At 41.5% G+C, this 24016-nt stretch carries 19 protein-coding genes; 15 read left to right on the forward strand and 4 right to left on the reverse strand.

Annotation, left to right across the window (positions count from 1 at the left end; all coding sequences use genetic code 11):
- The first annotated feature begins 5 nt into the window (after nt 1-5).
- The 5 genes from galU (at nt 6) to I6L31_RS11380 (ending at nt 6952) form a co-directional block, all read left to right on the forward strand.
- Nucleotides 6-881 (forward strand): UTP--glucose-1-phosphate uridylyltransferase GalU, encoded by an 876-nt coding sequence (galU, locus tag I6L31_RS11360; protein ID WP_004988748.1) that lies wholly within the window; start codon nt 6-8, stop codon nt 879-881.
- Between the two features lie 25 nt (nt 882-906).
- Complete coding sequence (locus I6L31_RS11365) at nt 907-2172, forward strand: nucleotide sugar dehydrogenase (protein ID WP_005000856.1); 1266 nt, start codon at nt 907-909, stop codon at nt 2170-2172.
- A complete protein-coding gene (pgi, locus tag I6L31_RS11370; protein WP_005000857.1) occupies nt 2169-3842 on the forward strand; it encodes a glucose-6-phosphate isomerase in 1674 nt (557 codons plus the stop codon). Before I6L31_RS11365 ends, pgi begins: the two co-directional genes overlap by 4 nt.
- Nucleotides 3843-3849: 7 nt before the next feature.
- Nucleotides 3850-4875 carry a UDP-glucose 4-epimerase GalE gene (galE, locus tag I6L31_RS11375; protein ID WP_005000863.1) on the forward strand — a complete coding sequence of 342 codons (1026 nt, stop codon included), beginning with the start codon at nt 3850-3852 and terminating at the stop codon, nt 4873-4875.
- Between the two features lie 235 nt (nt 4876-5110).
- A complete protein-coding gene (locus I6L31_RS11380) occupies nt 5111-6952 on the forward strand; it encodes an LTA synthase family protein (protein WP_005000864.1) in 1842 nt (613 codons plus the stop codon).
- 26 nt (nt 6953-6978) lie between these two features.
- Here the strand turns inward: I6L31_RS11380 and I6L31_RS11385 are convergent, their stop codons facing one another.
- Together I6L31_RS11385 and I6L31_RS11390 are read right to left on the reverse strand one after the other, a co-directional pair.
- Complete coding sequence (locus tag I6L31_RS11385; RefSeq protein ID WP_004988742.1) at nt 6979-8346, reverse strand: phosphohexomutase domain-containing protein; 1368 nt, start codon at nt 8344-8346, stop codon at nt 6979-6981.
- Between the two features lie 215 nt (nt 8347-8561).
- Nucleotides 8562-9461 carry a LysR family transcriptional regulator gene (locus I6L31_RS11390; protein ID WP_004988740.1) on the reverse strand — a complete coding sequence of 300 codons (900 nt, stop codon included), beginning with the start codon at nt 9459-9461 and terminating at the stop codon, nt 8562-8564.
- Between the two features lie 470 nt (nt 9462-9931).
- Between I6L31_RS11390 and lldP the strand changes: the two genes are divergently transcribed.
- The 5 genes from lldP (at nt 9932) to I6L31_RS11415 (ending at nt 15707) form a co-directional block, all read left to right on the forward strand.
- Nucleotides 9932-11593, forward strand: a complete 1662-nt coding sequence (gene lldP, locus I6L31_RS11395) for an L-lactate permease (protein ID WP_171063257.1) — start codon at nt 9932-9934, stop codon at nt 11591-11593.
- Nucleotides 11594-11629: 36 nt separating this feature from the next.
- Nucleotides 11630-12382, forward strand: coding sequence for a transcriptional regulator LldR (gene lldR / locus I6L31_RS11400; RefSeq protein ID WP_005000868.1), 753 nt, complete (start codon nt 11630-11632; stop codon nt 12380-12382).
- On the forward strand, nt 12379-13533 hold the full coding sequence (gene lldD, locus I6L31_RS11405; RefSeq protein WP_005000871.1) for an FMN-dependent L-lactate dehydrogenase LldD: 1155 nt from the start codon (nt 12379-12381) through the stop codon (nt 13531-13533). Before lldR ends, lldD begins: the two co-directional genes overlap by 4 nt.
- A gap of 20 nt (nt 13534-13553) precedes the next feature.
- On the forward strand, nt 13554-15266 hold the full coding sequence (gene dld, locus I6L31_RS11410; RefSeq protein WP_005000874.1) for a D-lactate dehydrogenase: 1713 nt from the start codon (nt 13554-13556) through the stop codon (nt 15264-15266).
- Between the two features lie 120 nt (nt 15267-15386).
- Nucleotides 15387-15707, forward strand: coding sequence for a hypothetical protein (locus I6L31_RS11415; RefSeq protein WP_005000876.1), 321 nt, complete (start codon nt 15387-15389; stop codon nt 15705-15707).
- 56 nt (nt 15708-15763) lie between these two features.
- On the opposite strand, the gene I6L31_RS11420 is transcribed toward I6L31_RS11415, so the two are convergent.
- On the reverse strand, nt 15764-16978 hold the full coding sequence (locus I6L31_RS11420; protein ID WP_005000878.1) for an amino acid aminotransferase: 1215 nt from the start codon (nt 16976-16978) through the stop codon (nt 15764-15766).
- A 402-nt stretch (nt 16979-17380) separates the two neighbouring features.
- Nucleotides 17381-17848 (reverse strand): Lrp/AsnC ligand binding domain-containing protein, encoded by a 468-nt coding sequence (locus I6L31_RS11425; RefSeq protein ID WP_005000879.1) that lies wholly within the window; start codon nt 17846-17848, stop codon nt 17381-17383.
- Nucleotides 17849-17985: 137 nt separating this feature from the next.
- Here I6L31_RS11425 and I6L31_RS11430 point away from each other — a divergent pair, with 137 nt between their 5' ends.
- From I6L31_RS11430 to hemN, 5 genes are all read left to right on the forward strand, one after another.
- Nucleotides 17986-19245 carry a D-amino acid dehydrogenase gene (locus I6L31_RS11430; RefSeq protein WP_005000882.1) on the forward strand — a complete coding sequence of 420 codons (1260 nt, stop codon included), beginning with the start codon at nt 17986-17988 and terminating at the stop codon, nt 19243-19245.
- Between the two features lie 29 nt (nt 19246-19274).
- Nucleotides 19275-20378, forward strand: a complete 1104-nt coding sequence (gene alr, locus I6L31_RS11435) for an alanine racemase (RefSeq protein ID WP_005000885.1) — start codon at nt 19275-19277, stop codon at nt 20376-20378.
- Nucleotides 20379-20388: 10 nt separating this feature from the next.
- On the forward strand, nt 20389-20748 hold the full coding sequence (locus tag I6L31_RS11440; protein WP_005000888.1) for a RidA family protein: 360 nt from the start codon (nt 20389-20391) through the stop codon (nt 20746-20748).
- 187 nt (nt 20749-20935) lie between these two features.
- Nucleotides 20936-22369, forward strand: a complete 1434-nt coding sequence (locus I6L31_RS11445; protein WP_004994487.1) for an amino acid permease — start codon at nt 20936-20938, stop codon at nt 22367-22369.
- A gap of 267 nt (nt 22370-22636) precedes the next feature.
- On the forward strand, nt 22637-24001 hold the full coding sequence (gene hemN, locus I6L31_RS11450) for an oxygen-independent coproporphyrinogen III oxidase (protein WP_010588961.1): 1365 nt from the start codon (nt 22637-22639) through the stop codon (nt 23999-24001).
- The last annotated feature ends 15 nt before the right edge of the window (nt 24002-24016 follow it).

Genomic DNA, 24016 nt, shown 5'->3' on the forward strand with positions numbered 1-24016 from the left:
GTGAAATGATCAAAAAAGCAATTTTACCAGTAGCAGGCTTGGGTACTCGTTTTTTACCTGCTAGTAAATCAATTCCCAAAGAGATGGTCACAGTGGTGGATCGTCCAGCCATTGAATACGTGGTACGTGAAGCGGTTGCAGCAGGTATCGAGCAGATTATTTTGGTGACTCATTCATCTAAAGCGTCCATTGAAAATTATTTTGATCGTAATTTTGAACTTGAAACGACGTTAGAGCAAAAAAAGAAGTTTGATTTGCTTAAAGAAATTACGGATATTGTTCCTCCCAATGTCAGCGTAGTGAGTGTGCGTCAGCCAAAACCTTTAGGTCTAGGTCATGCAGTTCTTTGTGCCAAAAGTATTGTGGGAAATAATGACTTTGCAGTGTTACTTCCTGATGTTTTGGTTAAAGCAAAATCTGAGCAAAATGATTTAGCGCGTATGATACAGCGGTTTGATGAAACTCATGCAGCGCAAATCATGGTAGAGGCTGTACCTGATGATTTAGTAGATCAGTACGGTATTGTCGATGTTGCAACAATTCCCGAAGAAGGCCAAAGCCAAATCATGCAGGGTATTGTAGAAAAACCTGCGGTGGGTGCTGCACCATCAAATCTTTCAGTGGTCGGTCGTTATGTTTTACCTGCCAAGATTATGCAGCTCTTGGAGCAAACACCAAAGGGTGCAGGTAATGAAATCCAGTTGACTGATGCGATTGCTATGTTACAAGAGTCAGAACAAGTTGAAGCCTATCGGATGCAGGGACAGACTTTTGACTGTGGTAGTAAATTGGGCTATTTAAAAGCGATTTTACATTATGGGATTGAACATCCTAAATTAGGTAATGATTTTAAAACACTGATTCGTGAGTTAGCTCTTTAAATTTATAAGACCTCAGGTATAAAAAATGAAGATTGCGATATTAGGGACTACGTTACAGGCTGGCGTATTGGCAGCTTTATTAGCCGAATATGGTAATCAAGTCTATTGGTGCTATCAACATTCGCATCTATCCACAACATCCATAAATATTCAATATCAGGATGAAGAGGTGAATCGTCGTTTAAGTAAACAACGTGAAGCCAAAATGTTGCTACAAAGCACATTGGTAGATTTGCCTTTAGATATTGATACTTATCTATTTTGTTATAATCCAGCTGAATTCAAACTTGCCTTAAACACATTAAAAGAACTTGCATTACGCCCGATTATTCATCCAAAGCTGATGGTCAATGGCTCAACTTTTGGTTTGCATGGAACAGATAAGCTGAAAGCAATTTTACCGAATGATGACTGGGTGTATTTTCCTGACGTCATTCAGGAAGGCAATGCGATTAATAGTGTTCTGAATGTCAAACACGTCATTATTGGAGCAGAGGCAGAAGCTGCCAAATTGATGATGGAAGAACTCCTTCGCCCATTTTTTCGCTATCAAAATCAATATTTGTTTATGCCTATTTTGGATGCTGAATTTACTAAATTGAGTATTTCAGGCATGTTGGCGACGCGAATTAGCTATATGAATGATTTGGCTCTCGTGGCTGAAAAGCTAGGCATTGATATTGCCAATGTAAGGCAAGGAATGGGCGCGGATACCCGTATTGGTTCAGCCTATTTATCGGCGGGTGCAGGTTTTGGGGGGGAGAATTTCTCGCATGATATTTTGACCTTATCTAGCGAAGTCTCTAAAAGTGGTGCGAAAAGCCGTTTGTTAGAGCAGGTTTGGGAAATTAATGAGCAACAAAAAGAAATTCTATTTCGTAAGCTCTGGAATTATTACCATTCAGATTTAAAAGGCAAAACCATTGCCATCTGGGGGGCTGCATTTAAAGAAAATACATCAAGTATTCATAATTCTCCGATTCATGCAATGTTAGCTGCATTGTGGGCACAAGGTGCTAAGGTGCAACTGCATGATCCACAGGCTTTACAAGAAATTTATAAAATGTATGGTGAGCGAGATGACTTGATTTTGAGTCTGGACGCTTATGACGTAGTGCAAAATGCAGATGCACTTTGTGTGATTACCGCATGGAAACAATATTACAGTCCTGATTATAAAAAACTACAGCAAACAATGCGTCATCCCCTTATTCTGGATGGACGTAATCTTTATGATCCTGATTTTGTAAAAGCTCAGGGTTTCGCCTATGAAGGTGTTGGTCGGCTATGAATGAAAATATTGAAAAATTTCCAAAGCAAAATAAACAATCAGCAGTAATACAACTTCAATCTCTTGCTGAGAAGATGCAAGACATGCATCTGAATCAATTATTTGAACAACAAAATGATCGATTTGAGCAGTTTTCATTGGGTTGCGATGATTTGACTTTCGATTATAGTAAGCATCGAGTCAATCAGGACATAATACAGTCTTTAGTGGCATGGGCTGAAGCTAAAGATTTGAAGGAATGGATTAAGCAATTATTTTCACAAGAGCTGATTAATTATACTGAAAAACGCGCTGCTATGCACTGGGCATTGCGATTACCTAAAAATACGGTGCAGTTTTCTGAACTGTCAATGCAAGTCAATGAACAATTGGATCGGATGTTTCGATTGGTTGAAAAAATCCATGCTGGACAATATCGTGGCGTAACAGGCGAAGTGATTCAAGATGTGGTGAATATTGGCGTCGGTGGTTCTGATTTAGGTCCATTGATGGTGACACATGCTTTGTCTGATTTTAAAGTGCCAACAGCAAAACCATTGGACGTACATTTCGTATCGACGATGGATGGTAGCCAGCTCTCTGACTTATTACATCAGTTACGCCCAGAAACGACGCTATTTATTATTTCATCTAAGTCTTTTGGAACGATTGATACGCTATCTAATGCTGAAACGGCGCGTTTATGGCTGGAAAAGGCACTAGGTGATCGTCATTGTGTATTAAAAAGCCATTTTATTGGGGTGTCGACCAAACCTGAAAAAATGACTGAGTGGGGCATTCATTCTGACAATCAGCTATTACTATGGGATTGGGTCGGTGGTCGATATTCCTTATGGTCATGCATTGGTTTACCGATTGCGCTTAAAGTGGGTGTTGAAGGATTTCAGGAACTGTTGGCAGGTGCCTATCTAATTGATCAGCATTTTCGTCAGACCCCATTTCATGAAAATGTCCCAGTGATGATGGGATTGCTTGGGGCATGGAATACTAACTATTTAAACATGCAAACCCATGCAGTCTTGCCTTATGATGGTCGCTTAAAATATTTTGCCTCTTATCTGCAACAATTGGAAATGGAATCGAATGGGAAGTCGGTTCAACGTGATAATCACAAAGTTGAATCTGGCACGTGTCCAATTGTTTGGGGCGAAGTGGGACCAAACGCCCAACATGCTTTCTATCAATTACTACATCAAGGTACGCATGCGGTGAGTTGTGATTTTATCGCGCCAATTCAACGCTATAATGCCAATCATTTTACTTATGTTGAAAATGCTGAAGCATTGATTGAGCAACATCATTTGGCTTTATCCAACTGTTTGGCACAGTCTCGGCTTTTGGCCTTTGGTAATCAGGCTTTAGATCAAAAAGAGTTAGAAAATTTACCCATCTATAAACAATATACGGGTAATCAACCGAGTTCGACTTTTTTAATTAAAGAGTTAAATCCAAAAACCTTAGGCATGTTGATTGCGCTATATGAACATAAGGTTTTTGTACAGTCTGTATTATGGAATATTAATCCCTTTGATCAATGGGGCGTGGAAAAAGGCAAGGAAATCGCCAATCAAATTTTACCGATCTTAAATGGTCAGCAACAAGAGACAACACATCTGGATGCCTCAACGCGAGGTTTGATTGAGTTGCTGCTTGGAAATAAAAAGGGTTAAGACAAAGATGGCAAATATTTTAGTGACTGGCGGCGCTGGATATATCGGTTCACATACTTGTGTTGAATTACTCAATGCAAATCATAATGTCGTAGTATTTGATAATTTATCAAATAGTTCTATAAAGTCGCTTAATCGAGTTCAGGAATTGACTGGAAAATCTCTGACTTTTGTGGAAGGTGATATCCGTAATAGTGAACAACTCGATCATGTGTTTGCACAGCATCAAATTGATGCGGTGATTCATTTTGCGGGTTTAAAGGCAGTCGGTGAAAGTCAGCAACAGCCTCTAATTTATTTTGATAATAATATTGCGGGAAGTATTAATCTCGTCAATGCCATGCAACGTGCAGAAGTCTTTAAGCTTGTATTTAGCTCATCTGCAACGGTTTATGGCGAGCTGAATTCATCGCCGTACAGTGAAAATATGACACTCAGTATGCCAAATAATAACTATGGCTATACTAAATTAGTTATTGAGCAGATCTTAGAAAAGACAGCTGAAGCTGATGAACGTTGGTCAATTGCCTTATTGCGTTATTTTAATCCGGTCGGGGCGCATCAAAGTGGAAGAATTGGTGAAGATCCGCTTGGTATTCCAAATAACTTAATGCCTTATGTGACTCAAGTAGCGGTCGGTCGTCGTGAGAAATTAGCGATTTTTGGTAATGATTATCCTACTTTGGATGGAACATGTGAGCGAGATTTTATTCATGTGGTTGATTTATCAAAAGCGCATGTCTTAGCTGTCGATAATCGCTTGAATCATCGAGGTTGTCGTGCCTGGAATATTGGAACAGGTATCGCGATCTCAGTTCTACAAATTAAGCAAACTTTTGAAAGAGTAAATGGGGTTTCCATTCCTACAGAGTTTGTTGAGCGTAGGGCTGGAGATTTATCCGCTTTTTATGCAGATGCTTCACGAGCAAGAGAAGAGTTAGGCTGGAGTGCGCAATTCACGCTAGAAGATATGCTGAAAGACAGTTGGCATTGGCAAAAACAAAATCCAAATGGTTATCGGGATGTCGAATGATCAGATCAAGTTCTGTTTGAATTTTGATCATGTATTATATTTCTTTCATTAGTTCCTTTTATTTCTCTTTTAAGGAGAAAATAATGAGAATCTAAACAATGATGAAAGAAAGCTATTGATTTTACAAAGTAGCTTTCGAGCTGCTTTTTTCTGTTGGGTTACATTCTGAATAAAGTAAGCCTATCTCGAATATATGCTAAAATAAAGCTTTGTTGTATTTCTCCCAGATCTGCCTATGTCGTTTTTACGCCAGCAATTGCTGTTTATTGGCGTTGCTTTTTTATCTGCATGTATTGGTGTCTACATTGGCTGGGGCGATGCATTTACACTTAAAAAGTTTTATTTATATATTGGCTATAACAAAGTTCTATTCGCCGTTTTATTTAATTACGCCATTATTCAGCTTTTCTTTATCGCCACTGGCCGTCAATATACGGCATTGATTTTAAGTCAAATTTTTGTGATGTTTCTGAATTTTATTAATCAGAAAAAACAACAATATTTATTCAGCAATCTCAGTCCTGAAGATGTGTTTTTATTACCAGAGGCGATGAAAGCTTCTCCATGGTCATTACAACTGATTTTTTTCATTTTAATTGCACTGTTCCTCGTGGTATTGGTGATTGCAATCAGAAAAGAAGAAAAAACAACGATACATAGTTATGTTCCGAACACGATTATTTTCTTTTTTATCAGTAGCAGTTTGATATATCTCAATTTCATTATGAATCCGACAGGGGCTTGTCAGCGTGACGATCGTCCCGCCATTTGTAATCAACTCGCAGATTTTCCCAATACACGAAATGACTGGGTTGGAGATTATCGTAAAATTCAAAATTATGGTTTTAGTACATTTTATATTTCTAAAATACTCGATCAGGTGACAGATCGGTTATTGCCCCGTGCGCAAGTGTCCGAGCAGGCGATACAGGATATTTTGCATCAAAATCCAGAAGTTAAAGGTACTTTGGCTGATGATGCAATAAAACCCAATATCGTGATTATTATGCAAGAATCCTTTTGGGATCCGCGACATCTGGATCAGGCTTTAGGGCGTAATTTATTGCCTTTTTTTCAGAAAAATCAGGTATCGCAATTGATTTCACCTTCATTTGGCGGTGGGACAGCCAATGTTGAATTTGAGGTATTGACCAGTTTAAACACGGCATTTTTTCCCAATGAATTATTGTATGTGTCTAAAGTGAAACGTCCGATTTATGCGTTACCCTTTTATCTGGATGGTTTGGGGTATCAAACCATTGCCATGCACAATAATTATGGCTACTACTATAATCGTAATAAGGTCTATCCTGCTTTAGGCTTTCAACAATTTATTTCTTTAGAGAATATGGTTTCGCAAGAAAAACGACCTCAGATATTTAACGCAGGCGGGTGGGCGACGGATGTGCTGATTTACGAAAATATTAAAAAAGTGTTACAGCAAGGGGATCAGCCCAAGTTTATTTATGCGATTACGGTTGAAAATCATCCAATGTACAATGATGATCGTTATGGCAAACAACAATTTAAGTTCAGCAAAACGCTTTCAGAGCTCAACCAACGAAAACTCAGTACGTATACGGCTGGCGTTGCACGAGCAGATCAGAAATTATCAGAATTAACTGCATATTTGAAAACCTTAAAACAACCCACCATTGTGCTGGTTTTTGGCGATCATTTGCCAAATTTGCAGGGCGTTTATGATGAATATGATTATTTTAAAAATGATCCAGAACGCACGGCTTTAAAGAACTATCAAACGCCTTTGGCGCTCTGGAGTAATTTTCCAATTCAGAAAAAAGTGTTACAGCAAGAGTCGACTCCAAGCAGTTTTGTGGCACCTAAATTATTGCAGGTCGCAGGATTGCCGCTTTCTCCATATTATCATTTTATGCAGCGCTTATCGGGCTGTTATGAGGTGATTCACCCTAAATTTTTGATGCCTGCTTCTGAGTGTAAGCATGATGCCAAGCAACTTTTAGAGCAGTATAAAAATATCAATCAGGATAGTTTATCGGGTGAAAATTATCTTTATGGTTTAAGTCTAACGCCAGACAATACGGCTGAGATTGAGTAATCTCAGCCGTATTTTAATTTGATTATTTAAGCCTGAATGAGTGCTGTTAACTCATCGACATAATCTTGCATTGGACGAGCCTGTTCACCGCGACTCTCGATATTCAAACGCAGTAAAGGTTCGGTATTGGAAGCACGTACATTAAAACGCCAAATACCAAAATCTAAACTGACACCATCCGTACGGTCGATTTGTGGATGTTGCGCTGCATAATGATCAAATAGTTTCTGAATGGTGATTTGCGTATCTGCCACTTTGAAGTTAATTTCACCACTACATGGAAACTTCGCAATCATATTCTCAACCAAAGTTGAAAGCGATTGACCTGTTTCAGACAGCAGCGCGATGGTCAGTAACCACGGAATCATGCCACTATCACAATAAGCAAAGTCACGGAAGTAATGGTGTGCACTCATTTCACCACCATAGACGGCATTGTGTTCGCGCATGACTTGCTTGATAAAGGCATGTCCAGATTTGGATTGTACGGTTTCACCCTGATATTTTTCCACAATATCTAAAGTGTTCCAGACCAAGCGTGGATCATGTACGATTTTTTCACCCGATTGTTTGATCAAAAAGGCTTGAGCTAACAGACCGACGATATAATAGCCTTCAATAAATTGACCTTTTTCATCGAATAGAAAACAACGGTCGAAATCGCCATCCCAGGCAATTCCCATATCTGCATGATGTTCAATTACGGCATCGCAAGTGCTATCACGGTTTTCAAACAAAAGTGGGTTAGGAATGCCATTTGGGAAAGTGCCATCTGCTTCGTGATGAATTTTAATAAATTCAACAGGTACATTCAGACTTTTAAATTTTTCTTCAATGGTATCAATCACGTGACCTGCCGCACCGTTGCCTGCATTGACCACCAGTTTTAATGGTTTGATTTTTGCTGGATCAATATAGCCCATCAGGTGATCGACAAACTCAGGAAGGATGTTGTAGTGACTGGTCGTTCCTTTATGTTCAACATCATTGAACTGTTGTGATTCAGCCAAAGCTTGAATCTCTTTTAAACCTGTATCAGCACTAATCGGACGAGCATTTTCACGTACCAGTTTCATGCCATTATAGTCCATCGGGTTATGGCTCGCCGTAACCTCAATACCGCCTTGTACATCCAGATGGAAGGCAGCAAAGTAAACTTCTTCGGTACCCGTCATGCCTAAATCGAGTACATTCACGCCTGCATCATTTAAACCGCGAATGGTGGCTTGTTTTAAGCCTTCGCTGCTTAAACGAATGTCGCAACCAATCACAATCGTTTTAGGTTGATAGATTTGTCCATAAGCACGACCAATGTTATAAGCAATATCTTCATTCAGTTCAGTGTCGAGTTTGCCTCGGATATCATAGGCTTTAAAGCAAGTTAGTGTCGTCATTTCTAGAATAGTTAGCGTTAAAAATTTGTGAAATGATTATACAGAAGTTTGGTTAAAATCCGAGTTGCAAATCAGAAGGTTTACATGATTCAACAGTATTGAATTGAAGCTCTTTTCAATTAGACTTTTTTATCAACCCATTTTATTTCTTCCTATGGGAGAAAAATAAAGAGGGTTTAAACAATGATGAAAAAAGTTGATTAAAGACATTGATATCAGGACATATTTTTAAAAATTTCATAGCAGGATTTACGAAACCATTGATGACTGGTTTTATGATGACAACACATATGCCAGTGTTGTTTGATGCTATACGTTGGAAAATCGACAGGCGCATCCAGAATTTGTAAATTATCACGTGATAACAGTACTTTACTTAAATAATAAGGTACCGTCGCAATCGCATCGGTTTCCTGTACCATCAAGCCGACGCCAAGATAGCTCGGTAGGCGAATCAAAATATCACGCTTCACACCACTGTTTTGTAACGCATTTTCAATCTGGTAATGTCCCACACCTGTATCAATATCGATATGCAGTTCGCGCATATAATCTTCAATGGTAAAGTTCTGCGCGTTAATACGTGGATGATCTTTACGTGAAATCACCACATAGCGCTGTGAAAATAGTTTTTGTTGATAAAAGCCATCTTCAAGTTGTGGTAAAAACCCAATTGCCATATCAATCTCACCATTGGCCATCTGGTAACTGGTTTCCAGACTGATGGGACGGACATTGATGCGAATTTGCGGCGCACTTTGTGCCAAAAAATTGGAAATTTTGGGTAAAAGTACCAGATGTGATACATCGGTCATGGCAAGTGTAAGTATCATGTCAGATTTTGACGGTTCAAAATGCAGACTAAAATTATTAATGCTCTCGACTTTATTGATCACTTCACTGACCAAAGGGAAAATTTGTTTGGCCAGTTCGGTTGGAATCATTTCATTTCCGACCCGTAAAAATAGCGGGTCATCAAAATGTTGGCGAATTTTAACCAAGCCATTACTAATCGTGGGCTGACTTACGCCAATGGCATCTGCTGCCATCGAAACACTTTTGGATTTATAAATATGATAAAAAATATTCAGTAAACGGCTGTCTAAATCGAACACCTATTTTTTCCTTTTTCCCAAACAGATGAATTGACATCTTCTGTCAAGAATCTACCGATCTTAATGATTCGTCAATCCTTGTATAGATGGACTGATCTAAAAGCAGAACTGACGCTAATGAAAGTCTGGTTTATACGAAATTTGACTCAAAATTAAAACAGCGTTTTATGCCAAACACTATTTTTTGAAATCCGAGAATGATCAAGGTGGATTCTTGTGCTGAAACTTTAGTCGTATAGGTCAATCATACAATGCCCGCTAAACACCAGATTTTATCATGTTTTATTATTGGTCATACCAATAATGTTTTAAAGTTGCCCTTGAAATGCTGATATAGACTATTTATGATGCATTTGTTTATAAATTCCTTCTGTATTTTGTTTTTTAATTTAAATTGGTAATACCAATTTTAACATAAATACTGAATCGTGATGATTCATCAAACAAATATCTGGCAGCATTTCAAGGAGATGACAATGCTCAATGTTTGGCAGCAAGTTTATGATCCACTGGCGAATATCTGGCTTTCTAGTCTGATTGCCTTAATTCCAATTATCTTTTTCTTTTTAGCGTTGGCCGTATTTCGTTTAAAGGGCAGTATCGCGGCGACTTTAACCGTGATGATTGCATTGGCTATTGCGTTGTTCTTTTATCAAATGCCTGCGGCAATGGCCTTTGCTTCGCTCATTTACGGTTTTTTTTACGGCTTATGGCCGATTGCATGGATTATTCTAGGCGCGGTATTCCTATATAAAATTTCGGTGAAAACAGGTCAGTTTGACATTATTCGTTCCAGTATTTTGTCCATTACTGAAGATCAACGTCTACAAATGCTGTTGGTAGGCTTTGCATTTGGTACTTTTCTGGAAGGGGCTGCGGGTTTTGGCGCGCCAGTGGCGATTACCGCTGCTTTACTGATGGGGCTTGGTTTTAAACCTCTATATGCTGCGGGTCTATGTCTGATTGTGAATACGGCGCCTGTTGCCTTTGGTGCGATGGGGATTCCGATTATTGTGGCTGGGCAGGTTTCTGGGGTGGATACCATGGAAATCAGTCAGATGGTAGGTCGTCAGTTACCTTTTTTAGTCATCATCGTATTGTTTTGGATCATGGCAATTATGGATGGCTGGCGTGGTGTCAAAGAAACTTGGCCTGCGGTGTTGGTCGGTGGTGGTTCTTTTGCCATTGCTCAATATTTAACTTCAAACTTTATTGGGCCAGAATTGCCTGATATTACAGCAGCAATTGCCTCATTGGTCAGCTTAACTTTATTGTTTAAAGTCTGGCAGCCAAAGCATATTTTCCGTTTCGCCGAAGCAGAAAAGCTAGATCAACAAACGGCATCGGTCACCCAATATTCGTTTGCACAAATTGCCAAAGCATGGTCTCCGTTTGCGATTTTGACGGCGATGGTGACTTTGTGGAGCATTAAACCGTTTAAGGATCTATTTGCCAAAGGTGGTGCACTCGAACATTGGATCTTTAAAATAGAAGTTCCAGATTTGCATCGTCTGGTGGAAAAAATGCCACCGATTGTGGCTGAACATACGCCTTATGATGCGATTTATAAATTTGACTGGTTTTCAGCCACGGGGACTGCGATTTTTATTGCGGCAGTGATTAGCGTCATTTTCTTAAAAATGAATGCGAAGCAGGCCGTGGTGACTTTTGGCGAAACCTTAAATGAGCTGAAAGTTCCGATTTATTCGATTGGGATGGTGTTGGCTTTTGCCTTTATCGCCAACTATTCAGGTCTATCTGCAACTTTGGCTTTAGCATTGTCGCATACGGGTCATGCCTTTACCTTCTTCTCACCATTTTTGGGGTGGTTGGGCGTGTTCCTGACGGGATCAGATACGTCATCCAATGCGCTATTTTCAGCATTGCAGGCGACGACGGCACAACAAATTGGGATTCCAGAGGTATTACTGGTTGCGGCAAATACCAGTGGTGGGGTCACAGGAAAAATGATTTCACCGCAATCGATTGCTATTGCTTGTGCAGCAGTGGGATTAGTTGGAAAAGAATCAGATTTGTTCCGTTTTACCGTAAAACATAGCATCATATTTACCATCTTTGTGGGGATCATCGTGACGGTACAGGCGTATATCGTGCCGTGGATGATTCCCTAATTCGGTTTTGATTGAGGCTAAATTGAAGGAAAAATGATGCGAGTTTCTGATCAGGTGGTAGAAAAGTTACAGACGCTGATTGAGCAGCAGAATCTCAAGCAAGGAGATCGTTTGCCTGCCGAGCGTCAACTGGCGACCAGTTTGGGGATTTCGCGTCCATCGCTACGTGAAGCGATTCAGCAATTGATTAGTCTGGGAATTTTATCCAGTCGTCGTGGTGATGGGACTTATATTCAACAGCTCCCTGAAACATGGTCACAGCAGTTGATTGTTGAGCCGATTAGCCATTTGATGCAGGACGATCCACATTATCGTTTTGATGTACAGGAATCTCGTTTAGTCCTTGAAGGCGGAACCGCTTGGTATGCGGCCTTGCGTTCAACCGAAGCTGATCGTGCCAAGATCCATCAGTATTTTGATGAAATTTCCTATCATCAGGCACATGGGGATTCCGCAGCAGCGGCAGTTGCCGATGCCAATTTTCATCTGGCGATTGCCGAAGCCTCTCATAATGTGGTGCTGATTCAAATGATGCGCAGTTTATTTGATTTACTGCAATACAACGTCTTTTTAGGGCGTAAAAAAGTCTATGAACATCCAATTAGTGCCGATCTACTCAGTGATCAGCATTTTCAGGTGATGGATGCCATTGACCGTAAAGATGCTCAGGCAGCACGAGATGCAGTGTGTGGCCATATTGAATTTGTCATCGATCATGTACGTTCTCTGGATGAAGACGAAGCTCGCCAGAAACGTGCCACACGTTTAAACAGGATTGATCCAACATGATTATTTCTTCTTCAAATGATTATCGTGAAGCGGCGCGTCGTCGTTTGCCACCTTTTTTATTTCATTACATCGATGGCGGGGCATACGCAGAATATACCCTGAAACGGAATGTTGAAGATTTATCGCAAATTGCATTAAGACAACGTGTGTTGAACGATATGTCCAGTTTGAGTCTGGAAACCAAACTTTTTAATGAAACCCTGTCGATGCCTGTAGCGTTGTCACCTGTGGGTTTAACAGGAATGTATGCGCGTCGGGGTGAAGTACAGGCCGCAGTCGCCGCAGATAAAAAGGGCATTCCCTTTACGCTTTCGACTGTGTCTGTGTGTCCGATTGAAGAAGTCACGCCTGCCATTGGTCGTCCAATGTGGTTTCAGCTCTATGTGTTGCGTGACCGAGGTTTTATGCGCAATGCACTGGAACGTGCCAAAGCCGCAGGTTGTTCGACCTTGGTGTTTACCGTGGACATGCCCGTGCCAGGCGCACGCTATCGCGATGCACATTCAGGTATGAGTGGCCCAAATGCTGCCATGCGCCGTTATTTGCAAGCGGTAACGCATCCGCAGTGGGCGTGGGATGTCGGTTTGTTAGGACGTCCACATGATCTGGGCAATATTTCCAAATATTTAGGTAAGCCGACAGGACTAGAAGATTATATTGGTTGGTTAGGTACCAATTTTGATCCTTCAATTTCTTGGAAAGATCTGGAATGGATCCGTGAATTTTGGGATGGACCAATGGTGATCAAAGGCATTTTAGACCCTGAAGATGCCAAAGATGCGGTACGCTTTGGTGCAGATGGTATTGTGGTGTCTAATCATGGTGGGCGTCAGCTCGATGGGGTGATGTCCTCAGCTCGTGCATTACCTGCCATTGCCGATGCAGTGAAAGGTGATTTGACCATTCTGGCCGATTCGGGTATTCGCAATGGTCTGGATGTGGTGCGCATGTTAGCTTTGGGCGCAGATAGTGTGATGTTGGGTCGAGCCTTTATTTATGCACTTGCCGCCGCGGGTGGACAGGGCGTAAGCAATTTACTGGAACTGATTGATAAAGAAATGCGGGTTGCCATGACTCTAACCGGTGCAAAAAGCATTGCGGAGATCAATGCGGATTGTCTGGTACAGGTTAATAAATTGATTCAAGCTTAAGTTGTTGCAAGGAGATGTTCATGCTGTCCCATGTTGATCCGAATGTATTATCACAACTACAAAAGTTAGTCGGTAAAGCCTATGTGCTCACTGATGATCAACACACTCGGCAATACCGTCAGGGTCGACGTTTTGGTGAAGGCAAAGTGTTGGCCGTGGTCTGTCCAGGAACTTTGCTTGAACAATGGCAGGTATTACAAGTCAGTATTGCAGCAAATTGTATTGTGATTATGCAGGCGGCCAATACGGGGCTGACCGGCGGCTCGACACCTTATGGCGAAGACTATGACCGCCCTGTGATTATCATGAGTACACGTCGTTTAAAAGGCATTCAGGTGATTCATCAAGGTAAACAGGTGGTGTGTTTACCGGGTGCGACGCTGGATAATCTTGAACAGATTTTAAAGCCTCATCAGCGTGAGCCGCATTCGGTCATCGGTTCATCCTGTATTGGCGCATCGGTACTCGGGGGAATTTGTAATAATTCGGGTGGGGCATTGGTACGACGTGGGCCAGCCTATACTGAACTGGCACTGTATGCACAGGTGGATGATCATGGGCAATTACAGCTCATCAATCATTTAGGCATTGATCTGGGACAAACTCCAGAGGAAATTTTAAGTCGATTAGAGCAGCAGCAATATCAGGTCAGCGATATACAGCATGATGCAAATCGTCAGGCTTCCGATCAGCGTTATGCGCATGATGTGACGCAGGTGGATGCAGATAGTCCAGCACGATTTAACGCAGATCCTTCACGTTTGTTTGAGGCTTCGGGTTCGGCAGGAAAAGTCTGTGTATTTGCAGTACGTTTGGATACGTATGAAAAAGTGGCAAGCGATGTGTTCTATATTGGCAGCAATGATCATAATGACCTGACGGCAATTCGTCGTTATCTACTAACGTCGTTACCCAGTTTACCGATTGCAGGGGAATATATTCATCGTGATGCATATCGGATTGGGGAGAAGTATGGCAAAGACACGTTCTTGTTTATTGAAAAATTTGGTACCGCCAATGTCCCGAAAGCCTTTGCCTTAAAAGATAAAGTCGATGGTTTTCTGGAAAAATTTAAAATTAAAGGACTCACAGATCATTTATTACAAGCGTTGACTTTCTTTTTGCCGAATCATTTACCTAAACGTATGACAGAATTTCGCGATCAATATGAGCATCATTTGATTTTACGAGTGGAAAATAATAGCAAAGATCAGACTGAACAATTTTTAAAAGAATATTTTGCTGTACATGCGACTGGGGCTTATTTTTTATGTGATGAGGAAGAAGGTCGGAAAGCCTTTTTACATCGCTTTGCCATCGCGGGGGCTGCGATACGTTATCGCGATACCCATCGTAGCGAAGTAGAAGATATTGTGGCACTGGATATTGCCCTGCGCCGTAACGATCGAGACTGGGTCGAGCAACTTCCTGCTGATATGGAACAGAAAATTTTATATAAACTGTATTATGGGCATTTTTTCTGCCATGTGTTTCATCAGGACTATATTGTCAAAAAAGGCGTTGATCCTTTAGCGATGGAACATCAAATGTGGACATTGCTGGATGCTCGTCGAGCAGAATATCCAGCAGAACATAATGTTGGACATTTATATATCGCTAAACCTGCATTGGCCAACTTTTATCAAAAGCTCGATCCGACCAACAGTTTTAATGTCGGAATTGGACATACGTCTAAGCTTAAATATTGGGGTAAAAGCAAGATTTCATCCTAGTGGGTTACATAGTTGCAACTTTATCCTTGCTAGAATTCGTCATAATTTAAAAGTCTAAATCATACAACTCACGCTAACTTTAAGCACCTGATAACAACTATTTTAAGGAGCAGAAGATTGATGCATATCAAGACCATATTGGCTGCATTGGCAGTTGCAACATTAATGACTGCTTGTATCGTGACGCCTGATGATCATATCAATCAATCAGGCCGTCAAGCAGACCCTGGTTTTAGCCGTCCACCTGCACATGATCATGGTGGATTGCGACCTGGGGAAACCCCCATGATCATCCCGATCCTGGTTATAACTATCCGTCAGGCTCAAACAATGGTGGTTTACGTCCGGGAGAAAATAACCAGTCAAATCAGATTGATCCAGGTTTTAACCGACCAACTAACCCTGATCCAGGGTATGGTCGTTAATTTAAACGTAAAGTAACAAAGCCCGAGATGTTTATCTCAGGCTTTGTTTAATGCTTCGTCGTGGATCAATGCTTAAGCTGGTGTAGGCGCTTTAGCCAAGACTTCTGCGACAGCTTTTGCGACCACATAGATATTATTCATGTTGAGACCCGCGACACAGATACGGCCACTGCGCACCAGATAAATGGCATAGTCTTCACGTAAGGTGTCGACTTGTTCGCCAGTAAGACCTGTATAGCTAAACATGCCTTTTTGTTCGACCAGATAGTTAAAGTCGCGATCTGGCAAGGCTTTGCTTAATTCGTCACGCAAGATTTGACGCATTTTAATAATACGTTCACGCATGTGCTGAACTTCGCCCTGCCATTGTTGATTTAACTCAGCATCGTTAAGAACCTGATCCACCAACCAAGCCCCTGTGGTAGGTGGGCTAGAGTAAATACGGCGTACAGTGGCTTTTAACTGGCCAAAAGTGGCTTGAGCGGCTTCAACATCATCACAAACAAAAGTCAGACCACCGACACGTTCGCCATAAAGTGAGAAAATTTTTGAGAATGAATTGCTGACGATAAAATTCAGACCAGCCTGATCCATCGCACGAATCGCATACGCATCCTGCTGCATACCATCGCCAAAGCCTTGATAGGCAATATCTAAAAATGGAATCAGATTGCCCGCTTTCAGTACTTCAATCACTTGATCCCACTGTGCAGGATTTAAATCTGCGCCCGTTGGGTTATGGCAACATGGGTGCAATAACACAATACTTTGTTCAGGCAGTTGTTTGAGGGCAGAGAGCATTCCCTCAAAATTCACACCACCCGTTTGGGCGTCAAAATATGGATAAAAATGGGTTTTAAAGCCTGCTCCATTAAAAATGGCTACATGGTTATCCCAAGTCGGCTGACTGACCCAGACTTCAGAATTTGGAAAATAATTTTTAAGAAAATCCGCGCCAACCTTAAGTGCACCTGAACCACCTAAAGTCTGAATGGTGACAGCGCGACCACTTTTTACAGCAGGGCAATTTGTTCCAAACAATAACGCTTGAATCGCTTCACGATAAGGTTTGAAGCCTTCCATCGGCAAATATAGCTTGGTTTTGCTTTGCAGGGGTTCAATGCGTTTTTGCGCTTCAATAATGGTATCAAGCTGAGGCACAATACTGTCTTCATTATAATAAAGACCAATACTTAAATTGACTTTGCCTTGACGTGGGTCGGCATTGAATTGTTCCATAAGCGATAAAATCGGATCGCCTGCATATGGGGGGATATGTTGAAACATCAAAAAAATCCTTTCATTTCGCAGTTTGAACCAAAACTGCGCGGAGTTGGTGCGAGTGCATGAGATTTAAGCAAACATCAAACCTGACTAATGTAGCAGTAAGACCTGTATCGTGCCATGCTCTTCTAGTCTTAGAACTGAAAAATTCTTAATCTTGGTTTGCAAAGATTAGTGAAGTGAATGTTAAAACTTTTTTATACTTCGATGCGTTTTTTTAGGATAGAAATGCATTAAAAAAGTGCAATTTTCTAAATTTTAGCCAAAAAAAACCACACAGGGGAGTGTGGCAAAAGTTTTAAGCTCTGAGGACTTCAATTTAAAACTTGAGACTTAAAGGAAGCTTAATTTGCTGAAACAGTATGTAAATTCTCTTTTGACGAGAATATATCTGAATAAAATTCTTTATTGAGATAAATCTAGATACAAGGTTTCCTTAATTTCTTCCATCACCACATAGCTATGCGATGAAGCCGATGCAGGCAGTTTTTTTAAAATATTGCCCAGCAGTTTTCGGTAAGCACTCATCTCTTTCAATCTGGCTTTGACCAGATAATCAAATTCCCCTGAAATTAAATGACATTCCAGCACTTCTGGTACTTCAATCAGATCACGCGCGACTTGATCAAATACATCGCCCGATTTGGCCGAGAGTTTAATTTCCAGAAATACCAGTAAATTTCGATCGACATGTGCAGGATTGAGCCGCGCATAGTAACCCATGATGATGCCCTCACGTTCCAGACGTTTCACCCGTTCGGAACAGGGCGTGGTCGATAAGTTGACTCTAGACGCCAATTCACTGATCGCAATACGTCCTTCACGTTGCAGGATATCCAGAATCTGCCGATCAGTTCGATCCAGTGGTCGCATTATTTTTTTCCTTTTTTTAGAATTTCTACACGACAAAACTGCCAATTTTCCTAGATTATAGTGCCTAAAACAGTGAAATAAACTATTGAAGCAAAAATATACTAGTTAAATTCACTGGACTGCGTGAGGGAAGAAAAATGCGCGTGATCGTTTTAGGGAGTGGTGTGATTGGTGTCGCAAGTGCGTACTATCTTGCGCAACAGGGAGCACAAGTCACGGTACTGGATCGTCAAGCTGGGCCTGCCGAAGAAACCAGTTTTGGTAATGCAGGGCAAGTTTCCCCAGGTTATTCAACGCCTTGGGCAGCACCAGGGATTCCGTTTAAAGCAGTGAAATGGATGTTTCAGCATCATGCACCGCTTGCGATTAATATTGATGGCAGCATGTGGCAACTACAATGGATGGCACAAATGCTGAAAAACTGCAATCCAGAAAGCTATACCAAAAATAAAGAACGGATGATGCGTGTAGCTGAATATAGCCGCGATTGTTTAAAAGAACTACGTGAAACCACGGGGATCAGTTATGAAAACCGTGCCAAAGGCACCTTGCAGGTGTTTCGTAACGAAGCCCAACTTGAGGCGGTTCATCGGGATATCGAAGTCCTCAAAGAATGCGGTGTCAGCTATGAACTGCTTGATCAAAACGATTTAGCCAAGGTTGAACCCGCACTGCAATATGCCAAAGACAAGCTGGTCGGTGGTTTACATTTACCCAATGATGAAACAGGCGATTGTTATTTATTTACCAATGCTCTAGCAGAAAAAGCCAAAGCGTTAGGTGTCGAATTTCAATTTAACCAAAATGTTGAAGCATTGCTGATCGAAGGTGATGAAATCAAAGGCGTTCGCGTCAACGGTCAGGTTTTAACTGCGGATCGTTATGTGTTGGCATTTGGGAGTTATTCGCGTGATTTCCTTAAACCCCTGCATTTAAATTTACCCGTTTATCCTGTCAAAGGTTATTCATTGACGATTCCAATTGCACAGCCTGAATTTGCACCGCAATCTACTGTGCTTGATGAAACCTATAAAATTGCCATTACCCGTTTTGATCAGCGGATTCGTGTCGGTGGAATGGCGGAACTCAGTGGTTTCAATCTGGGGTTAAATCAGGATCGTCGTGCCACCTTAGAAATGGTCACTCAAGATCTGTTCCCAGGCGGAGATATGGCGCAAGCCTCATTCTGGACAGGTTTACGTCCAATGACGCCAGACAGTACCCCAATCATCGGTGCGACGCGGTTTAGTAATCTGTTTTTAAATACAGGGCACGGCACACTTGGTTGGACCATGGCCTGTGGTTCAGGCAAGTTGATTAGCGACCTTGTGCTTAATCATCAGCCTGAAATTAGTACCGAAGGCTTATCGATCCTGCGTTATTCACACGCAGCTTAAGATCAAATACTCAAGTTCAGGGAAGAACCATGCCACGTCCAATCCGTGCCATCATTCATCAAAATGCTTTGGCACATAATCTTAACATTGCCAGAAAGCATGCCTCACAGCATGAGGTCTTTGCAGTAGTAAAGGCCAATGCGTATGGGCATGGCATTGAACGGGTTTATCCCGCCCTCAAAACCGCTGATGGTTTTGCCTTACTAGATATCGATGAAGCCAAACGCTTACGTGCACTCGGCTGGACAGGGCCAATTTTGCTGCTCGAAGGCATTTTTTCAGCGCAGGATTTGTTTGACTGTACAGCTTACCAACTCAGTTTTAGTGTCCATAGTGAAATACAAGCGACATGGGTGCGACAGCATCCTGAGCCTGCTCAGTTTGATATTTTCCTGAAAATGAACAGCGGCATGAATCGTCTGGGTTTTCAGCCACAGTATTACCGCGAAATATGGCAGTCACTTCGATCTTGCAACACAGTAAATAGCCTCACGCATATGATGCATTTTTCCGATGCCGATGGTGAGCGTCTGGGGCAATCTGGGATTGAGGTACAGCTCAAAATCTTTGAAGACACAGTGCAGGATTTACCAGGTGAACGCTCGATTTGTAACAGCGCTGCGATCCTGCGGCATGGTTCGCAACTGACTTCTAAAACTGTCCGTGCGGGCATTTTACTTTATGGCAGCTCGCCTGATTTTCCCCAACACTCGATTCAGGACTGGGATTTACAACCCAGTATGAGTCTACGCAGTGAAATCATTGCCATTCAAGATTTACAACCCATGCAAACGGTCGGTTATGGCTCAACCTTTCAGGTCGAGCAAGCCATGAAAATCGGGATTGTGGCCTGTGGTTATGCCGATGGTTATCAGCGTATTTCTGCTACGGGTACGCCTGTGTTGGTCAATGGCATCCGCACTCGCACGATTGGTCGGGTCAGTATGGATATGTTGGCGGTCGATGTGACCGAGATTGCAGATGCGGTAATTGGCAGTGAAGTGGTGCTTTGGGGCAAATCTCGTTCGGGTACGATTTTGCCAATTGATGAAGTCGCAGCGACCTCAGACACCGTGGGTTATGAATTGATGTGTGGTGTAACCGCACGTGTTCCATTTTTTATTGAAGCATAAGGATAGAGTGATGTCAGTCTCTAATATTGAAAGAATTAACAGCAATCAGGTGATGAGTTCGGCTACCATTGTTAATCAAGTGGTGTATTTGTCGGGACAAGTACCCAAAAACACGGAGCTTGATATTGAAGGTCAGACCCGCGAAATCTTGGCGACCATCGATCAACTTTTAGCGCAGGCGAAAAGTGATAAGTCGCGTCTGCTTTCAGCGCAGCTTTTTATTAAAAACCTAGATGACTTTGCTCAAGTCAATGCGATCTGGATTGAGTGGTTAGATGGATTGGCAACGCCTGCCCGCGCTACGATTCAGGCAGATTTAGTCAATCCCGCGTGGTTGATTGAAATCGCCGTGATTGCAGCACAGCAATAAACCGATTGATCTATTTTCATTCATCTAATGTTTAATTTTAAAACCAGAATTGCCACGGAAAAGGATGCCTTCTGGTTTTTATTTTGATGCTACTCGGCATCAATTCTGCGGTTTCTGCCTTGTTATTTTGGTTGGCAGTCACACAGAATTGATCAAAAAAAGGGACATTTAAAAAGGATATTTAATCATGACAACAGTACGTCATTCTGAAGACGAACATTCGTCGCATGATCTTCAACGTAAACTCTCCAATCGACACTTGCAACTAATTGCGATTGGCGGTGCGATTGGCACTGGGCTATTTATGGGTTCTGGTAAAACCATTTCATTGGCAGGACCTTCAATTTTATTTATTTACATGATCATTGGGGTCATGTTCTTCTTCCTGATGCGCGCGTTGGGCGAGCTATTGTTGGCGAATCTGCATTACAAATCGTTTGTTGATATGGCACATGATTTGATCGGCCCGAGTGCAGGCTATTATATGGGTTGGACCTATTGGCTCGGCTGGGTATTGGTGGGTATAGCCGATCTGGCGGCGATTATTAATTATCTGGGTTTTTGGTTGCCTGATGGCGTAAGTTTTACACCGATGGGACAAGCACTGATCAGTGCGGGCTGTGTATTGTTTGTATTGGCGCTGAATTTGCTCACCGTGCGTTTATTTGGTGAAGTCGAATTCTGGTTTGCTTTGATCAAGATTTTGGCGATTCTTGGATTGATTGCAATTGGTGGTTTTATGGTGTTTAGCCATTTTCAGGCACCAACGGGTACCGTTGCTTCTTTAAGTAATCTCTGGTCTTCGGGTGGCATGTTTCCTAAAGGTACCGAGGGTTTTTTAGCAGGTTTTCAGATTGCGGTGTTTGCTTTTGTCGGAGTGGAGCTGATTGGCACCACAGCAGCCGAAACCAAAGATCCGAAAAAGAATTTACCCAAAGCGATTAATGCAATCCCGATTCGGATCATTTTGTTTTATGTGTTGGCATTATTGGTGGTGATGTCAGTCACACCGTGGAATATGATCAGTGCTAATAAAAGCCCATTTGTTGAATTATTTTTACATGCAGGGATTCCAACTTCAGCGATTATTATGAATCTGGTGGTACTTTCTTCAGTAACCTCCTCCATGAACAGTGGTGTGTTTTCGACCAGTCGGATGCTATTTGGTTTATCCCGTGGGGGGCAGGCACCGCAAGCATTGGCGCGGTTATCCAAACGCGCTGTTCCAGCTAATGGTTTGGTGTTTTCCTGTCTGTTTATTATGGCGGGTGCGGCATTACAGTATTTTGTACCCAATACCATTGAAGCCTTTACCTTAGCCAGTTCTCTTTGCGTGATTTTATTTATTAGCGTTTGGGGGCTGATCATGGTGTGCTATCTGCGTTATCGTAAACTCAGACCTGAATTACATGCCCAGTCGACCTTTAAAATGCCGGGTGGAATCTGGATGAGCTACGTGGTATTGGCATTCTTGCTGTTCACCTTGGTGATTTTGGCACTGGAACCCGATACATTAAAAGCCTTATATGTGAGTCCGCTATGGTTGTTGATTTTGGCGGTAACGTATCAGTTGCTGTATAAACCACGTATCAAGCGACTCAAACAGCTAAAAAGTTCTTAATTAAATCGCGCTTTTTTGAGGGCATATCTATTTAAATAAATATGCCTTTTTTATTTTAATTAATTTGATAAATTATTTTAATCCCAACCAAAATCATAGGTTTTATAATATCTAATTTTAAAAACAGAAATGGATGAGAATAATTATTTTTTAAAATTAAAATATTGTTTTTATTAGTTATTTAATTTTAATTAATTTATTTTTGAGGTTTTTGTATAGGGTTAAATGGATTATAATAAAAAGATAAAGGTATTTGGGTATATTGAAATGTCAAATGTTTTGATTCAAAAATATAATGTTCCAGGACCTCGTTATACCAGTTATCCGACTGTTCCTTATTGGCAGGAAGATACATTCTCACTAGAGGCTTGGCAGCAAACCTTGCGCCAATCTTTTATTGAATCAAATGCAAGTGAAGGCATCAGCCTGTACATTCATTTACCTTTTTGTGAAAGCTTATGTACTTTTTGCGGTTGCCATAAAAAAGTCACCAAACGCCATGAAGTTGAAGCGCCGTATATTGCGGCGGTACTCAAAGAATGGTCATTGTATTGTGAATTATTGGAAGAAAAACCGATTATTCGTGAAATCCACTTGGGTGGTGGTACGCCGACCTTTTTTTCAGTCGAACATCTACAACAACTCATTCATGGTATTTTGGATCAGGCTGAGATTGCTGAACATCATGAGTTTAGTTTTGAGGGGCATCCGAACAACACCAGCAAAGCACATTTACAGGCGTTGTATGATCTCGGGTTCCGTCGCGTAAGTTTTGGGGTTCAGGATTATAGTCTAAAGGTTCAAAAAGCGATTCATCGCATTCAACCGTTTGAAAATGTCGCCAATGTGACGCAATGGGCGAGAGAAATTGGTTATGACTCGATTTCCCATGATTTGGTGTTTGGCTTGCCTTTTCAGGAATTGGACGATGTGCTGTATACCATAGACCAAACTAATCGATTATTGCCCGACCGTTTGGCTTTTTATAGTTATGCGCATGTGCCGTGGATTAAAGGCAATGGTCAGCGTGGTTTTAAAGATCATGATGTGCCCAAAGATGAAGTGAAACGAAAACTTTATGAAGCCGGCAAACAAAAATTGCTGGATCATGGTTATGTCGAAATTGGGATGGATCATTTTGCCTTGAAAACTGATCCGATGTATCAGTCCTTTTTACAGGGTCAGTTACATCGTAACTTTATGGGGTATACCGCATCTAAAACCCAAGTCATGATTGGTTTGGGTGTGTCTGCGATTAGTGATAGCTGGTACAGCTTTGCTCAAAATGAAAAGGTATTGGAAGACTATTATGCTCGACTGGAAAACAATGAAATTCCAGTGTTTCGTGGACATGTTTTGACGTCAGAAGACCTGATGATTCGCCAGCATATTTTAAATCTCATGTGTCAGTTTGAAACCTCATGGCAAGACCCAACGCAAAGCTTTGAAGAGTTGCCGCGAGTGTTACAGCAGCTTGAAGAAATGCAGCAAGATCAATTACTGAAAATCGGTGAAAAAAGTATGCAGGTTACAGAGCAAGGCAAGGCGTTTGTTCGTAATATCTGTATGGCATTTGACTTGCGAATGAAACGTAAAATACCGAATAACCAGATTTTTTCGATGACGATTTAGTTTAGCTTCAATTGA

It is taken from the genome of Acinetobacter septicus (assembly GCF_019355975.1).
Classification (GTDB): Bacteria; Pseudomonadota; Gammaproteobacteria; order Pseudomonadales; family Moraxellaceae; genus Acinetobacter; species Acinetobacter ursingii.

Excerpts from the sequence above, each read along its gene's own strand:
- galU (WP_004988748.1), top strand. The coding sequence starts at position 6 with ATGATCAAAAAAGCAATTTTACCAGTAGCAGGCTTGGGTACTCGTTTT.
- I6L31_RS11365 (WP_005000856.1), top strand. The coding sequence starts at position 907 with ATGAAGATTGCGATATTAGGGACTACGTTACAGGCTGGCGTATTGGCA.
- pgi (WP_005000857.1), top strand. The coding sequence starts at position 2,169 with ATGAATGAAAATATTGAAAAATTTCCAAAGCAAAATAAACAATCAGCA.
- galE (WP_005000863.1), top strand. The coding sequence starts at position 3,850 with ATGGCAAATATTTTAGTGACTGGCGGCGCTGGATATATCGGTTCACAT.
- I6L31_RS11380 (WP_005000864.1), top strand. The coding sequence starts at position 5,111 with ATGTCGTTTTTACGCCAGCAATTGCTGTTTATTGGCGTTGCTTTTTTA.
- I6L31_RS11385 (WP_004988742.1), bottom strand. The coding sequence starts at position 8,346 with ATGACGACACTAACTTGCTTTAAAGCCTATGATATCCGAGGCAAACTC.
- lldP (WP_171063257.1), top strand. The coding sequence starts at position 9,932 with ATGACAATGCTCAATGTTTGGCAGCAAGTTTATGATCCACTGGCGAAT.
- lldR (WP_005000868.1), top strand. The coding sequence starts at position 11,630 with ATGCGAGTTTCTGATCAGGTGGTAGAAAAGTTACAGACGCTGATTGAG.
- lldD (WP_005000871.1), top strand. The coding sequence starts at position 12,379 with ATGATTATTTCTTCTTCAAATGATTATCGTGAAGCGGCGCGTCGTCGT.
- dld (WP_005000874.1), top strand. The coding sequence starts at position 13,554 with ATGCTGTCCCATGTTGATCCGAATGTATTATCACAACTACAAAAGTTA.
- I6L31_RS11415 (WP_005000876.1), top strand. The coding sequence starts at position 15,387 with ATGCATATCAAGACCATATTGGCTGCATTGGCAGTTGCAACATTAATG.
- I6L31_RS11420 (WP_005000878.1), bottom strand. The coding sequence starts at position 16,978 with ATGTTTCAACATATCCCCCCATATGCAGGCGATCCGATTTTATCGCTT.
- I6L31_RS11425 (WP_005000879.1), bottom strand. The coding sequence starts at position 17,848 with ATGCGACCACTGGATCGAACTGATCGGCAGATTCTGGATATCCTGCAA.
- I6L31_RS11430 (WP_005000882.1), top strand. The coding sequence starts at position 17,986 with ATGCGCGTGATCGTTTTAGGGAGTGGTGTGATTGGTGTCGCAAGTGCG.
- alr (WP_005000885.1), top strand. The coding sequence starts at position 19,275 with ATGCCACGTCCAATCCGTGCCATCATTCATCAAAATGCTTTGGCACAT.
- I6L31_RS11440 (WP_005000888.1), top strand. The coding sequence starts at position 20,389 with ATGTCAGTCTCTAATATTGAAAGAATTAACAGCAATCAGGTGATGAGT.
- I6L31_RS11445 (WP_004994487.1), top strand. The coding sequence starts at position 20,936 with ATGACAACAGTACGTCATTCTGAAGACGAACATTCGTCGCATGATCTT.
- hemN (WP_010588961.1), top strand. The coding sequence starts at position 22,637 with ATGTCAAATGTTTTGATTCAAAAATATAATGTTCCAGGACCTCGTTAT.